This is a genomic window from Brachybacterium sp. GCM10030268 (assembly GCF_042666305.1).
Classification (GTDB): domain Bacteria; phylum Actinomycetota; class Actinomycetes; order Actinomycetales; family Dermabacteraceae; genus Brachybacterium.
The window spans coordinates 71345-85957 of the sequence record NZ_JBHTCW010000005.1 but is presented as its reverse complement, the minus strand read 5'-3'; the positions used below and the strand labels follow the sequence as shown (position 1 = coordinate 85957).

Genomic DNA, 14613 nt, shown 5'->3' with positions numbered 1-14613 from the left:
GCCGGAGCAACGGCCCGGCACGGGTCAGGTGGCGGCCACCCATGCATGATGGGTCCGCTGCCACCCCGATAGGGCGTGCTCGAGCTCGGCGGTGAGGGTGGGCGCGTCTGCGGAGATATCCCGTGTCTCTGCCGGATCGAGGTCGAGGTCGAACACCGCCCGGGAGACCGTGATCGGAGGATCCATACCCTCCCGCGCTCCGATGACCAGCTTGTATCGACCGCGGCGCACCGCCCACTGGTCCTCGTACGTCCACATCACCGTGCGCTCCTGGGATGCCTCGTCGCCGGGCCCGGTCGTCTCCGCGGGGCCGGGCTCGGTCGCGGCAGGTTCCGCTCGGCCATGGCCCGGGGCTTCTGCGTCGTGCACCCGGTCCGCACCGCGCAGTGTCTCCAGCTGGGAGACCCCGTCGACGTCCGCCAACTCGGGCTCGGCACCGTCGACCGCATGCAGGATCGTCGGCAGCAGGTCCATCATGAGGCCCGGACGGTTGACCTCGGTGCCGGCCGGCAATCGGGCGGGCCAGGCCGCGATGCTCGGGACCCGGGTGCCGCCCTCGAACACGGAGCCCTTGGAGCCGCGCAGTCCGCCCGCGGAGCCTCCTGTGTAGGAGATCTCCTCACCGCCCAGCCAGTTTCGGCTCTCGCGCGAGGGTCCGTTGTCGGAGGAGAAGACCACCAGCGTGTTCTCCCGGGCGCCGGCGGACTCCAGTGCTGCCAGGATCTCGCCCACGGCATCGTCGAGGGCCGCGATCATGGCGGCCATCTCGCGCCGGCCCTCAGGAAGGTGGGCGACGCGGGCCATGTGCTCGGCCGGGGCGTGCATCGGATAGTGCGGAGCGTTGAAGGGCACGTAGCAGAAGAAGGGATTCCGGGGCGCCTGGCGGGCGATGAACTCCGCCGCGCGGCGACCGAGGACGGTGGTGAGGTACTCGCCGTTGAGCCAGACCTCGTCCTCGCCGTCCCACAGATCGTGGACGGGATCGTGATCGCCCCAGTAGAAGATGTGCGAGTAGTAGTCCACGCAGCCGGCCCTGATGCCGAAGACCTCGTCGAAACCGTAGTTTCCCGGCGCATACTCGGCGTCGACCCCCAGGTGCCACTTGCCGAACAGGCCTGTGGCGTAGCCGCGATCACGCAGGAGCGAGGCCATGGTCTCCTGCGGAGGAAGGCCGGGGGTGTCCCGGCGGCCTCCCAGGATCTCCTCGACCCCGGCGTGCGCCGGGTACTTACCGGTCAGCAGCGAGGCCCGCGAAGGCGAGCAGACGGGAGAATTCGCGTACCACTGGGACAGCTTCACCCCGTCGGCGCACAGGGAATCCAGATGCGGACTCGGGATGTCCTCGGAGCCGAAGCAGCCGAGGTCTCCCCACCCCAGGTCGTCCGCGTAGAGGACGATGACGTTCGGGCGGGGATCGGCGGGACGAGGGTCGACGGGGCGCTGGCCGTCCTGAGGGCGGTCGGCGGTCATGATCACTCCTTGAGAGCGCCGGCGGTCATACCGGCGACGAGTCGGCGCTGCAACAGCGAGAACAACACGATGGTGGGAAGTGCGGCGACCACGGAGGCAGCCATCACCACGCCCCAGTCGGTGCCGTACTCCCCGAACAGGCCGGCGATGCCTACCTGCACGGTCTTGACGGATTCGCTGGTGAGGAACACCTGGGCGAAGAGGAACTCATCCCACATGGCGATGAACGCGGTGACGGCCACGGTGACCACGCCGGGCCACACCAGCGGCGCGATCACCCGAGTGATGACGGTGAGGGTCGAGGCGCCGTCGATCCGTGCGGCCTCGTCCAGGGTGCGTGGCACGGAGTTGAGGAACCCGGTCATGAGCAGCGCCGCCAGGGGCGTGGTCATCGCGACGTAGACGATGATCAGCCCCGCGTACGAGTTCAGCAGGCGCAGCTCCGCGAAGACCAGGTACACCGGCGTGATGAGCACGACGAACGGCAGCAACTGCGTGGCCACCAGCACCAGCATCACAGCTGGCCTGCCGCGGAACGCGAATCGTGACAGCGCGAAGCCGGCCAGCGTCGCGATGGCCACCGTGATCACGGTGCCGACGCTGCACACCAGCAGGCTGTTGGGCAGGTACCTGCCGAAGTTCGTGGCCTCGAACAGTCGTGCGTAGGAATCCAGGCTCAGGTCTGACAGTGCGTTCGACCAGGTCACGCCCTGTGAGATCTCCTGGACCGGTCGCAGCGAGCTGTACAGCATCCACGCCACAGGGAAGAGGATCACCGCCAGCACCACGGCGAAGGGCACCAGGAACAGCAGATCACGAGGCCTGCGCGCGTCACTCGAGCGGCGCGGTCGCACCGGCCGAACAGCGGAAGCTCTGGTAGATGCCGTCCGTGTCATCGCGTCTCCTCCCGGTCCGAGGTCAGGCGCATGTAGGCGACAGCGAAGACCGCCATGATCGCGGTCATGACCAGGCCGATCGCGGCGCCTGCGCCGAGCTCGTTGTCGAAGAACGCGGCGTTGTACAGCTCGGTGGCCAGCACCGCCGTGTATCGGCCGGGGCCGCCGCCGGTGGTCAGCCATACATAGACGAAGTTGTTGAACGTCTGGATCACGGTCACCAGCACCACGATGGTGATCACCGGTCGCAGGCCGGGCAGGGTGACGCTGCGGAAGGAGGTCCAGCGACCGGCACCGTCCACCGAGGCGGCCTCGTACTGCTCGGACGGAATCGACTGCAGTCCGGCCATCAGGACCATCACCACGAACGGCAGCTCACGCCAGACGATGATCGCCACGATCGACCACCACACGGTGCTGGTCTGTGCGAGGAACGGGATCCCGTTCTCGATCAGGCCCAGTCCGGTCAGCGCCTGGTTCAGAACTCCCGAGCTGCCATCGAGGATCCATCGCCAGGCGGCGATGGCGACCACCTGCGGCACCATCCACGGGATGAGGATGATCGTGCGGGACACCCCACGCAGCTTCCAGCGCCGCAGGACGGGGGACTGCAGCGCGAGCGCCAGGGCGAGCCCTATCAGCAGTCGCAGCACCACTGTCATGGCCGTCAGCCAGACCACGGTGTTGACCGCGGCTCCGCCGAAGTCGCCATTGCTCCACAGCTCCGAGAAGTTCTCCGCACCCACCCATTCGCCGTCGCGGGGGGATTGGTACGGCGAGAGGCTCTGGAAGGCCAGGACCACGTTGTAGACCGAGGGAACGAGGAACAGAAGGGCGATGACGGCCAGCGCCGGCGTGCTGAGCAGGTACGGCTGCAGTGGTCGGGCAGCTCGTCGCGTGGGAGGGCGCGAGTCCTTCTGCGGGGGTGCGGACGGCGGTGCCATGCGTTACTCCTCCAGCTCGTCGGCGAGTCTGGTGATGATCCGGTCGGCCGCCTGGGCGGGTTCCGCTTGGCCCGAGTAGACGGCGGAGAACTGCTGGTTCACGAGTTCCTGCAGAGCGGCGATGGTGATCGGAGCGTCCGCGTATCGCGCGAAGGATCGTGCGTGGGGAAGCTGGTCGATGAATCCCTGCTCGGAGGGGTCGACGTCGACCTGGGTGAGGGTCCCGGCCGACGCGGGGTACTGCGGGTAGGTCCGGAAAGTCTCCGGGCTGAGCAGATGGGTGACGAACTCCCAGGCCGCCTCCGGCTCCTGGCAGTTCGCGTTGATGCCCAGGGCCCGGCCTCCCAGATGGGTCGCGCCGTCCTCCAGGCCCGCGGGCATCGGCGCGGTGAGCAGCTCCGCCTCGACGCTGTCCCGGGCCGTGCGGAAGGCCGCCGGGGGCATGAAGGTCATCGCGCAGGAGCCGTCATCGAGCGCGCCGATGATGCTCGGATCGCCGTAGTCGGTGACGGCCTGCATCGCGGTGGGAGTGATGCCTTCGGTGAAGAAGGCGGCGAAGTAGTCGATCGTCGCGGTCAGCTGCTCCGGGTCGACGCCCACACGCCAGAGGTCACCGTCAGCATCGATGAGCTGGGCGCCGTGGGCCCATAGGTGGTAGTTGATCGGGAACCACTGGGCGCTGGAGAACTGTGCCCCGGCGGCGAAGACGAATCCGTGGATCTCCCCGTCGGAATCCTCGGTGATCCGTGCGGCAGTCTCGGCGAGTTCCTCCCAGTCCTGGGGCGTGCGGTCGATCCCGGCGCGCTCGAGCAGATCGGGGCGGTAGACCAGAGCCATGGTGTCCGCCGTCCACGGGATGGCCCACATCGACCCGTCATAGGTGGTCATATCCGTGGCCAACAGCTCGTCGGCGCCCTGGGGCGGGGAGCCGGTCAGCAGATCGTCCAGCGGTGTGAGGATCCTGGGCTCGGCCATGAAGGAGACGTCGGTGAACGCGAGCTGGGCGATGTCCGGTCCGGAGCCGGCGTTGGCCTCGCGGGCGAACTGCTGGGGATTGTTGGGGGAGAGGGTCTCCATGGTGACGCGGTAGTCGGGATGCTCCGCGTTCCAGGCGTCGATCGCCTCGACCAGTCCAGCGGCTTGGTCCGCGGGATCGAATTGGCGGAAGACCCGGTCCCCGTCGGTGTCCCCGCCGCTGCATGCCGACAGCGGCGCCGCCAGCAATCCGGCAGCGAGCACGGTACGTCTCCTCATGGCGCCTCCCCGTCGAGTACTGCCGGGGCGAACCCGGCGCGCACCGGATGTCCTGGGATCCGGTGCGCGCCAGTAGACATGATCAATTTGACATAGTCAATAGGTGCCCGCGAGGGCTTCGCGGCACGGCGGCCCGTAGCATCGGGCAGATGAGCGGGGCGAGCGAGACGGCTATGACAGGCGCGGTGCGTCGCGGGACGAACCTTCCTCGAGTCGCGGGATACAACCAGGTCCTGGTGCTCGACCTGATCCGGCGCGCGCCCGGGCTCAGCCGCAGCGACCTGGTGCGGCGCACAGGGTTGACGATGCAGACACTCTCGAACATCTGCCGTCGCCTGGTGGAGGCCGGGCTGATCCGCGAAGCCGGCCGAGTGCGTTCGGGCATGGGGGCACCGCGGATCGTCTATGAGGTCGAGCCCGAGGGGCGGTACGCCGTCGGCCTGCACATCGATCCTGCCCGGCTGACCTTCGCCGTGCTCGACCTCGCCGGGAAGGTGGTCGCCGAGCGGACATCGCCGGTGCCGGATCCTTCGGACCCGCCGCACGTTCTCGACGCCATCGACGGCGGCGTACGCGCTGTACTGAGAGAGCTCGAGATCCCGATGGATCGAGTGGCCGGGCTAGGGGTCGCCACGCCCGGCCCGATCGACGCTCCGCGCGGGGTGGTCGTCGCCCCGCCCCAGCTGCCCGGCTGGGATCTCGTCCCCCTGCGAGACGATCTCCAGGCGCGGTTGGAGATGCCCGTGGTGCTCGAGAAGGACAACACCGCGGCCGCCATGGGCGAGGTGTGGAAAGCCCCCCGGGACGGCGAGAGCTTCGCCTTCCTGTATCTGGGAACCGGTGCGGCCGCCGGGATCGTGCGGGACGGCGAGGTGCTGCGCGGCTCTGGGGCAAGCTTCGGGAATATCGCGCATATGGCTGCTGACCCCGACGGGCCGCACTGCTCCTGCGGCGGGCGGGGGTGCGTCAACGTCTCGGCCTGGCCGGGCGCGATCGTGGCCGACGGCATGGCCGCGGGTGCTCTGGAGCCCGTGGACACCGGCGATCCGCACGCTGTCGAGCTGGCGCTGGCCGAGCTGGCGCGCGTGAGCCGGGAAGTGCCGGATTCGTCCGCAGCCCAGGTCCTCGAGCGCGCGGCGGGCAGCTTCGCCCGGGTCGCCGTGCAGCTGGCGAACCTGCTGGACCTCGATGCGATCGTCTTCGGAGGGTCACAATGGCCGGCGTTGGAAGAGACCTTCCTGCGGGTCGTGCCCGAGCTCGTCAATCGAGCGTTCATCGCTCGCTCGTTCCGCTCCGTCGAGGTGCGAGGCACCTCCGTCGGTGGGCCGGTCGGGGCGATCGGCGCCGCAGCGCTGGTGCTGCAGGAGACGATGTTCGACGCGACGGGACAGCTGCACCTGCAGTGAGCGGGCGTATCTCGCCGGCTGTGTCGGCGTCCCTCAATCAGTCACGAAATGTCTGTCTGTGGCGTGGTCTGTCCGGTTTTGGCGAGCAGGTTTGTGGCGTTCGCGACGCCGTGGCGCAACCTATCGGGGCGGTATCCGGCCTAGTCTGACTCCCCATGAACGGAACCGGACCGGCTCCTGCCCGCGGGCGGATGCAATGGATGGACCTCCTGCGCGGATTGGCCATCCTGCTGGTGATGACCCTCCACATCAGCCTCGTCCAGCAGGTGTGGGACGGTCCCGCGCCGCACGGAGCCGTCCTGGTCTCCGAGGCCGCGGCCCCCTTCCGGATGCCGATCCTCCTGTTCTCCTCCGGGATCCTGCTGCCCAGGGCGCTGGCCAAGCCCACACCGCGGTTCCTGGCCGGCAAGGCGCGCAGCCTGCTGTGGCCTTGGCTGCTGTGGTCCTTCGTGATGCTGCCCCTGGCGGGCTGGCAGATGGCGAAGGACCCGTACTGGTGGAGCAACGGGATGTACACGTGGTTCCTGCTGGCGCTGTTCGTGTACTACGTCATCGGGCTCGTGACCCAGAAGATCAACCCCGCCTGGATCGCGGTGGCGAGCGTGGCGCTGTGGACGCTGCTGCCGCCGATCGGGGTGCACCTGGACCCCTATATCTACCGGCCCGACAAGTTCCTGCTCTATGCGGTCTTCTTCTTCGCCGGAGCGGCTCTGCGCAAACCGCTGACCTCCCGCAACGTGCCGCTGCCGGTTCTCGTGCCCGCTGTCGTCGTGGCTCTGGGCTGGGCGGCCTACGCCGTCTGGCTCGACCGCGCCCCGCTGACCCCGGTGATCTCCCAGATCGCGATGCTGATCGGCGTGGTCGCTGCGATCGGTATCGCGCAGCGCCTGCCACGGTTCTGGCTGGTGCGCGGCCTCGAATGGATCGGCCGCAACTCGGTGGTGGCATACCTCGTGCACCTGCCCATCGCCGAGCTCCTGGCCCGCTACCTGGCTCTTCCCGCCGGCTCGGTCGGCTTCGCGATCTCCTTCACGGTCACGCTCGGCGTCTGCCTGCTGGCGATCCGCCTGCGGCCGTGGACGTCCTTCCTCTATGCCTTCCCCAGCCTCGACGGTGCCCGCGTTCCCCAGCGTGCCCGGGAGGCGGCGGCAGCAGCGACTGCGCCCGGTCTGGGTGCTGCGATGGCCGACGACGCCGCAAAGGTGCCGGCGGGAGCTCCTGCTGCGGTGCCCGCCGCCCCCGTCGACGCGTCGGCCCCTGCACAGGACGCGTCGCCGTACGCTCGGTTATCCGACGCCCGGTGATCCGACGCTCGGTGACATGAGGCGTGACCGCAGCGACGGCGGCGCCCGGCGCACCCTGTCCTGACAGCGGCGTTCTCCGTGCACTGCCGGCGCGAGGAGATTCCGCTCGCATCGCCCGCGGTAGCCGTTAGCGCCCAGCGTGCATGATCGCGCGTTCGCGTTATGTCAGCACTGATGCGCGGCGAGCCGCTCTCGCTGGAGCATGAGAGATTCGCGGGTGAGTTCCTGACGGGCCGGACCCTGGGAGCGCCGCGCGGCGTGCGGTGACCGGGTGGGCCGGTGAGGCTACCGCGCTCGCGCTCCGGTGTCAGTCATCCCCGGGCCCAGCGCCGCTCTTCGCCGGAGTGGATCCGCCCGCGACCTGCGTTAGGACTCTCTCGCGCGCCCGGCTCAGATGGGTCGCCAGTGCGGCTCGCGCACCGTCCACATCGCCGTCGCGGATCGCCGTCATGATGGCGTCGTGCTCGCTGACAACGGTGGTGGGGGAGGTGCGTCGATGCGCCGCGTACTGCCCCATCGTCAAGTGGATCTCCCCGGCGATGATCTCGTACATGCGGCTGAGCCGGTCGCTGGCGACGCCGTTGACCAGAGCCCAATGGAAGTCGATGTCGTACTGGACCTGATCGCGGAAATCCGCTCGTTCGGCGGCCTGGGTCATTGCTGCCTGGGCACGTGCGACGTCGTCGGTGAGATTCCGAGCCTGCGCCAGGTGCGCCGTCGCGGCGGATTCGAACGTCTCCCGGCTGAAGAACAGGTCCTCGATCTCGCTCGCGTCGAGCACGGGCACGGAGGCGGAGCGGTGCGCGGTGCGTCGCAGGAGGCCGAGGGAGGTGAGACGCTCGAGGCATGCTTTCGCCGTGGGACGGGCCACGCCGTACTCGCCGGCCACCCGCTGTTCGGTGACCTTCTCGCCCGGGACGATCTCGCCGTTGATGATGCGCTCACGCAACGAGGCGAACAGGGCCTCGGTCAGTGACGCTGGCCCGAGCTTGAACTGGCCCGATGGTGTCGACACGGCGACTCCTCTTCCGTCCATGCCGCCAACACCGGCGACGTTCCCTGCGGACACTACACATGTCCGGCATGTTTCCCGGGCTTACATCATGCCAGCGGTTGCGAGTCCGGTGCCGGAGTCAGCCAGTCCAGAGTGCGCAGCGTCTCCTCGGTGGGCCGGTACTCGGCGGCGACGGTGCCGGTATAGCCGTGAGCGCGCAGAGCCGAGCCGATCGCCGCGAAATCCACGGAGCCGCCGCCCGGCTCGCCGCGGTCCGGGGAGTCGGCGAGCTGGACATGACCGATGCGGTCGGCGGCGCCCTCGATGAGATCCACGATGTCGACCCCGTTCCGGGTGAGGTGGAACGTGTCCAGCAGCAGCATCACGTTCGGCGCGCCGACCTCGTCGATCAGCTCGAGCGCGTCCTGCGCGGTCTCCAGGGGGTATGCGCCGTTGAGGCCGCGGGCGAGCGGCTCGACCAGGATCACTCCGTCGCTGATGTCGCTGCCGTCGCGCGCGGTGAGGCCCGACATGGTCTCGGCGGCCCGACGGTAGGCGTGCACGGCCGCTTCGCGCGCCGCCTCCTGCGCCGCCTCCTGCGCCGCCTGGTCGGCGTCCGGCGGCACCTGTCCGTGCAACAGGTTGAAGCCGCGGCAGCCCGTGCGCTGGGCGATGGTGCGCAGCACGGCTAGGGAAGCCTCCAGCTCGTCCGCGCGCTCCGGGGCGCAGGCGATGCCGCGCTCGCCGGCGGCCATGTCCCCGGCGAATACGTTCATGCCGGTCAGTCTCACGCCCGAGTCCTCGATCGTCTCGAGGATCTCCTCGACCGCACCGGGGTCCGGGTCGGCGGTGGGGAAGGGCCACCAGCACTCCACGGCCGTGAAACCGGCCTGCCGTGCCGCGGCGAAGCGCTCAAGGAGGGGCAGCTCGGTGAAGAGCAGGGAGACGTTCGCGCTGACGTCATATCGATGCCAGGTCAATCCTGTCTGTACGTGGGAATCCATGCCGCCATCTTGTCACATGAAGCTATACATGTCAGCATGTCTAACAATTACTTCATCTCAAGGGGGATCAGTGACGATCGACGAAGCCCAGCCCGAGCTGACCAGTGCAGTGCGCAGCCCGCAGTGGTACCTCAGCGCGACACGATGGACGCAGCTGACACTCACGGAGGACGACCCCTCCGCGCTCGACGTCGACTTCTGGGTCGACGTCATGACGCGGACCAGATCCAATGCGCTGTGTCTCAGCGCCGGCGGGTACATGGCCTTCTATCCCACGCAGATCCCATACCACTACCGCAGTACGCACCTGGGGGACCGGGACGTGTTCGGCGAGCTGGTCGAGGCTGCTCGCGGCCTCGACATGCACGTCATGGCACGTGTGGACCCGCACGCCGTCCACGCCGAAGCCGCGCAGGCGCATCCCGAGTGGTTGGACCACGGTCTCGACGGAGCGCCCGTGGAGCACGAGTCGATGCCGGGCCTGTGGTGGACCGACCCCATGAGCCCCTCGCACTGGGAGTTCACCACGCAGATCGCCCAGGAGATCGTGCGCGAGTACGACGTGGACGCCGTCTTCGCCAACCGCTGGGAGGGGCGCCGCCGCGTCAGCTACAACCCGCTCACCCGCGCCGCCTTCCTCTCGGCCACCGGGCAGGAGCTGCCCGTAGAGACGGACCCCTCCGATCCCGCCTGGCCCGCCTTCACCGCGTGGCGGCGCCGACAGCTCAGCGAGCTCGTCGTCCACTGGGACGACGCCGTCCGTGAGATCCGCCCTCACGTGCGGTTCATCCCCAACCGCGGAGGCGCCCTCACCCGTGATCTGGAGAGCGATCTCGTCGAGGACCGGTATCCTATGTTCTTCGTCGACAAGCAGGGGCGGTCCGGGCTCGAGGCCTCATGGACTCCGGGTCGCGTGGGCAAGCGTGCGCGCGGCCTGTACCCCGACCGGCCCGTCGCCCTGATCACCTCCGTCGGCCCCGAGGACGGGGAGCTGCGCTGGAAGGATTCCGTCGCCGACCCCCACGAGACCCGCGGGCTCGTCGTCGACGGGTTCGCGCACGGGGCCCTCCCGTGGTTCACGAAGTTCAAGGGCGAATGCTTCGACACGCGGTGGGTCCAACCCATGGCCGACGCCTTCCGGTTGCACGCTCGCGTCGAGCAGGCCACGGGCCACCTGCGCCACACCGCGGAGGTAGCGCTTCTGGACTGCGTGGACCGCGCCTCGGCGACCCCCTTCGGGCAGGGCCACGGCGGGGGAGCGCACGAGGACGGCGTCTACCAGGCCCTGATCGAGGCCCGGATCCCCTTCGAGTACATCGCCGAGGAGGCACTGACCGCCCAGCGCCTGCGCGGCGTGCGGGTGCTCGTGATCCCCACAGGTGCCGATCTCGTCCCGGCGACCGTGGCTGCCATCGAGCAGTACGTCGCCGACGGCGGCGGCCTGGTGGCCGGGTACGACGCCGGGCTCACCGGCGGCTCGGACGGAAGCCCGGGCCGACTGGCCCTCGGGGACCTGCTCGGGGTCCGGCTCACCGGCGGCGTGCGTGGCCCGCTGAAGAACAAGTACATGAGCCTCGAGGCCGGCCACCCGCTCACCGCGGGATATGACGGCGCCCAGCGCATACTCGCCGGCGCCCACGTACTGGACATCGAAGCGCTGCCGGACGCGGACGTCGCCTTCCGCTTCGTCCCGGACTATCCCGACCTGCCGATGGAGGAGGTTTACCCCCGCCCCGGCCCGACTCCGCCCGCCGTGGTGACACGTCAGCATGCGGGTGGAGGGCGCACCGTGCACATCGCCTTCGACATCGGCGAGGTCTATTGGCGCGCACTCCAGTCCGACCACGGCCGTCTGATCGCCGACTCCGTGACCTGGGCACTGGGGCGGCAGCCCTCGCGCGTGAGCGTGAACGGGCAGGGCCTGGTGGACCTCGCGGTCCGCGAGGGCGAGGACGAGATCGCGGTGACCGTGGTGAACCTGACCGACCCCATGGCGATGCGCGGGCAGCGCCACGACGCTCTGCCTCTGCATGACCAGGAGGTCGTGCTGACCATCCCCGACGGCGCTGAACTCGGCACCGCCGATCTCGTCATTGCCGGTGGGCCGGCCCGCACCGAGGAGCGGGACGGCAGGCTGCACATCCCGCTCGAGACCGTCGACGACCTCGAGGTCGTCCACGTGACCTGGACACCGACCCGCACCGATGCGGTGCAACACGGAGGGCAAGCATGAGAATCGGATTCATCGGACTCGGCGTCATGGGCACCCCCATGGCGAAGAACCTCCTCGACGCCGGACATGACCTGCAGGTCCATCGCGTCAAGGAACGCTCGCAGCACCTCGTCGACGCCGGAGCCACCGCCGCGTCGACGCCAGCCGCAGCCGCCGCGGAGGCCGAAGCGGTGATCCTCATGCTGCCGGACACTCCCGACGTCGAGACCGTGCTCCGCGGCGAGGACGGTGTGCTCGCTGGGCTCGCCGACGGTGCGCTGGTGATCGACATGAGCTCGATCTCCCCCGTGCGAACCGAGCGGCTGGCCGCGGCCGTGCGCGAGACCGGCGGCGGCTGGGTCGATGCTCCCGTCTCCGGTGGCGAGGTGGGCGCGCGCGATGGTGCCCTGACCATCTTCGTCGGCGGTGAGGACGCCGACGTCGAGCGGGCGATGCCCCTGCTGGAGATCCTCGGGGCCCGCGTGACCCACATGGGACCACCCGGCGCCGGCCAGGCCACGAAGGTCGTCAATCAGGTCATCGTCGGCATGACCATCGAGGCCGTCGCCGAGGGGCTCGCACTGGCCGAGGCCTCCGGCATCGATCCCGAACGGGTGCGCGCCGCTCTCGACGGCGGTTTCGCGAGCTCGCGGATCCTCGAACTGCACGGGCAGAGGATGGTCGAGCGCGCGTTCGACCCCGGTTTCCGGCTGCGGCTGCACCGCAAGGACCTGCGTCTCGCCGAGGACGTTGCCGCGCACCGGGGCCTCACGCTGCCGGGGATTGAGGTCGTCGCCGCCCAGATGGACGAGGCCATCTCCCGCCAATGGCAGGAGCTGGACCATTCCGCGCTGTTCCGTCTGTTCGGCGAGGACTTTCGATGACAGGCGAGATGGCAGGGGGCGAGCCCGCTGCTGGCCAGGACCCCCGCGACGGGGCGCAGTGGTGGCACCAGCCGTTCCGCACCTTCCAGACAAACCTGCGGGAGATCGACGCCGAGCTGGACGTCGAGGCCGTGCTCACGGCCATCGAGTCCTACGGGGCGGACACCTGGCTGCTGAGCGTCGGCGGCATCATCGCCAACTACCCCAGTCGCCTCGAGGCCCAGACGGTCAACCCGCGGCTGGACCGGCGCCCTTCCGGCGACCTCGTGGGGGACGCGACGCGTGCCGCAGAGGCCCGCGGCATCCGCGTCCTGGCCCGCATGGATTTCTCGAAGGTCGACGCGCGGCGCGCGGAGCGGAATCCGCAGTGGTGTTTCGTCGCCCCGGACGGGCGGCCCCAGGTGTACAACGGCTATCGCAGCGTCTGCCCCAGCGGCGAGTACTACCAGCGCGAGATGTTCGACGTCGTCGCGGAGGTGCTGGAGAGGTACCCCATCTGCGGGCTCTTCTTCAACTGGATGTCCTTCAACGAGGTCGACTACAGCCGCCGCTACTGGGGTGTGTGCCAGTGCGAGGCGTGCCGTCGCGGCTTCGCGCGGTTCGCCCCCGGCGTGCCACTTCCGGCCGGGCCCGAGGATGAGGGTTATGGGACGTGGAAGGTATACACCGCGGCCGTGCTCGCCGAGCTGAATCAGCGGATGCGGGCACACGTGCGCCGGCTCGCCCCCGGCGCCGCGCTCATCCAGGGCGATCGTGCCGACATCACGTTCCACGAGGCCAACAACGCCGTCGGCCGCGAGCTGTGGCACCAGGCCATCGCCGACGCCGTGGACGTCGCGCGCTCCGAGGACCCGTCCCGAACGGTCTTCGTCAACGCTGTGGCCTTCATGGACATGCCGTACCGCTGGGCGGGGGAGGACCCGCGGCACATGGAGCAGTACGCCGTGCAGTCCATCGCCCATGGCGCCCAGCCGTCCACCTACATCATGGGTACGCCGGCCGACAGTCCGTTCCAGGCTCTGAAGGCCGGCGAGGCGATCACCCGCTTCCACCGCGACCATCAGAGCGAATACACCGATCTCGTCGCCACGGCGCGCACCGCACTGGTACGGCCGCGCGGCGGGCACGTCCGCAGCCGCCGTGAATTCGAGGGGTGGCACAGCGCTCTCAGCGAGAACCACATCCCCTTCGTGGTGCTCGCGGAGCCTGCACTCGCGACGATCTCCCGAGACCGGGTGGACCTGATCGTCCTGCCCGATCTCGGCGACCTGCCCGAGGAGGCGACTGTCGCCCTGACCGGCTTCGTCGCCGCCGGCGGAGCCGTGATCGCCACCGGCAGCTCCGGCTGGTCCCCGAACGGGCACCAGTTCGATGCCGGTGGCGAGCACCTCGCGCAGAAGGCGGTGTTCGACACCGAGGAATCGCTGCGCTCTCTGCACCTGGACATCGGTCGGTCCGTCGCCGGCGGTATGCGGCCGACGGAAAGTACCACGCGTTCCCACGGGCCGCAGTCCGGGGATGCGGCACCCCTCCACGTGCCCGTGATCGGGGAGTTCCGGGCCATCGGTGTGACTGGCGTGATCGATGGGACTGCTTCGTCGGGCGACGATGGGGCAGACGGCACGGCCGGGGACGCCGCCGCGCTCGAGGTCGACTGGCCCGTTCTGGGCCGTTCCTTGTACGGCCCGCCGGAGAAGTGTTATGGGAACGAACCCACCGGTCATGCCGGCCGGATCCGCCGGCGGTGCCCCACGGGCGGATCGGTGACGGTGCTGCCCTGGCTGCCCGGACAGGTGCTGCGCGAGCTCGGCCTGTCGGCCGTGGCCGCGGCGCTCGCAGAGACGGTGGCGACCGCGGGGCCTGCGAACCTCCGGTGGTCGGCGACCGTGCCCTCGTTCGTGCGAATCGTGCCGGGTCGCGGCGCAAAGGGCCCGCTGATCCACCTGATCAACCGCAGCGGGGAACGACCCCAGCGGTTCGTCGACCCCGTGACCACCGGGGTGGCGGAGCTGGACATCCCGTGCGAGGCCGAGCCGCGGGCAGTCCGCGCGCTCGTGGCCGGTGAGGACCTCGAGTGGGACTGGTCGGCCGGGACGCTGAGCGTGCGCACGCCCCCGGTCGACGTCTTCGAGGCTCTCTCCGTCCGGTGCTGAGGCACGGCCATACCGTGCGGCCCAAGGAAGCTGAGTCAGATAGGCATGTACTCTTGACAGACAATCTGTCATTCGCGAGGATTGTCCACATG

11 protein-coding genes are annotated in these 14613 nt (G+C 69.4%); 5 read left to right on the top strand and 6 right to left on the bottom strand.

The genetic code is table 11. The features are described from left to right. Nucleotides 1-24 precede the first annotated feature (24 nt). The 4 genes from ACFQRD_RS09380 to ACFQRD_RS09365 all read right to left on the bottom strand — a co-directional run bounded on the left by ACFQRD_RS09380 (nucleotide 25) and on the right by ACFQRD_RS09365 (nucleotide 4564). Nucleotides 25-1470 (bottom strand): sulfatase-like hydrolase/transferase, encoded by a 1446-nt coding sequence (locus ACFQRD_RS09380; RefSeq protein ID WP_377803939.1) that lies wholly within the window; start codon nucleotides 1468-1470, stop codon nucleotides 25-27. A gap of 2 nt (nucleotides 1471-1472) precedes the next feature. After that, complete coding sequence (locus tag ACFQRD_RS09375) at nucleotides 1473-2270, bottom strand: carbohydrate ABC transporter permease (RefSeq protein WP_377803937.1); 798 nt, start codon at nucleotides 2268-2270, stop codon at nucleotides 1473-1475. A gap of 92 nt (nucleotides 2271-2362) precedes the next feature. Further along, complete coding sequence (locus tag ACFQRD_RS09370) at nucleotides 2363-3310, bottom strand: carbohydrate ABC transporter permease (RefSeq protein ID WP_377803935.1); 948 nt, start codon at nucleotides 3308-3310, stop codon at nucleotides 2363-2365. Between the two features lie 3 nt (nucleotides 3311-3313). Continuing rightward, the gene (locus ACFQRD_RS09365) at nucleotides 3314-4564 is read right to left on the bottom strand and encodes an ABC transporter substrate-binding protein (RefSeq protein WP_377803933.1); all 1251 of its coding nucleotides are present in this window, start codon (nucleotides 4562-4564) and stop codon (nucleotides 3314-3316) included. A 149-nt stretch (nucleotides 4565-4713) separates the two neighbouring features. Here ACFQRD_RS09365 and ACFQRD_RS09360 point away from each other — a divergent pair, with 149 nt between their 5' ends. After that, a complete protein-coding gene (locus tag ACFQRD_RS09360) occupies nucleotides 4714-5970 on the top strand; it encodes an ROK family transcriptional regulator (protein WP_377803931.1) in 1257 nt (418 codons plus the stop codon). Nucleotides 5971-6125: 155 nt separating this feature from the next. Continuing rightward, nucleotides 6126-7274, top strand: a complete 1149-nt coding sequence (locus ACFQRD_RS09355) for an acyltransferase family protein (RefSeq protein ID WP_377792785.1) — start codon at nucleotides 6126-6128, stop codon at nucleotides 7272-7274. A gap of 307 nt (nucleotides 7275-7581) precedes the next feature. Here ACFQRD_RS09355 and ACFQRD_RS09350 read toward each other — a convergent pair whose 3' ends face one another. Next, nucleotides 7582-8289: a GntR family transcriptional regulator gene (locus ACFQRD_RS09350; RefSeq protein WP_377792784.1), complete on the bottom strand. Its 708-nt coding sequence runs from the start codon at nucleotides 8287-8289 to the stop codon at nucleotides 7582-7584. Between the two features lie 86 nt (nucleotides 8290-8375). Then, nucleotides 8376-9272 carry a hydroxypyruvate isomerase family protein gene (locus ACFQRD_RS09345; RefSeq protein WP_377018969.1) on the bottom strand — a complete coding sequence of 299 codons (897 nt, stop codon included), beginning with the start codon at nucleotides 9270-9272 and terminating at the stop codon, nucleotides 8376-8378. A gap of 70 nt (nucleotides 9273-9342) precedes the next feature. On the opposite strand from ACFQRD_RS09345, the gene ACFQRD_RS09340 reads away from it, so the two are divergent. The 3 genes from ACFQRD_RS09340 to ACFQRD_RS09330 are packed head-to-tail and all read left to right on the top strand — an operon-like array spanning nucleotide 9343 to nucleotide 14521. Further along, nucleotides 9343-11505: a family 10 glycosylhydrolase gene (locus ACFQRD_RS09340; RefSeq protein WP_377803929.1), complete on the top strand. Its 2163-nt coding sequence runs from the start codon at nucleotides 9343-9345 to the stop codon at nucleotides 11503-11505. Continuing rightward, nucleotides 11502-12368 carry an NAD(P)-dependent oxidoreductase gene (locus tag ACFQRD_RS09335; RefSeq protein WP_377018971.1) on the top strand — a complete coding sequence of 289 codons (867 nt, stop codon included), beginning with the start codon at nucleotides 11502-11504 and terminating at the stop codon, nucleotides 12366-12368. Before ACFQRD_RS09340 ends, ACFQRD_RS09335 begins: the two co-directional genes overlap by 4 nt. Next, entirely contained in the window at nucleotides 12365-14521 is a 2157-nt protein-coding gene (locus tag ACFQRD_RS09330) for an alpha-amylase family protein (RefSeq protein WP_377792782.1), read from the top strand. Before ACFQRD_RS09335 ends, ACFQRD_RS09330 begins: the two co-directional genes overlap by 4 nt. Nucleotides 14522-14613 lie beyond the last annotated feature (92 nt).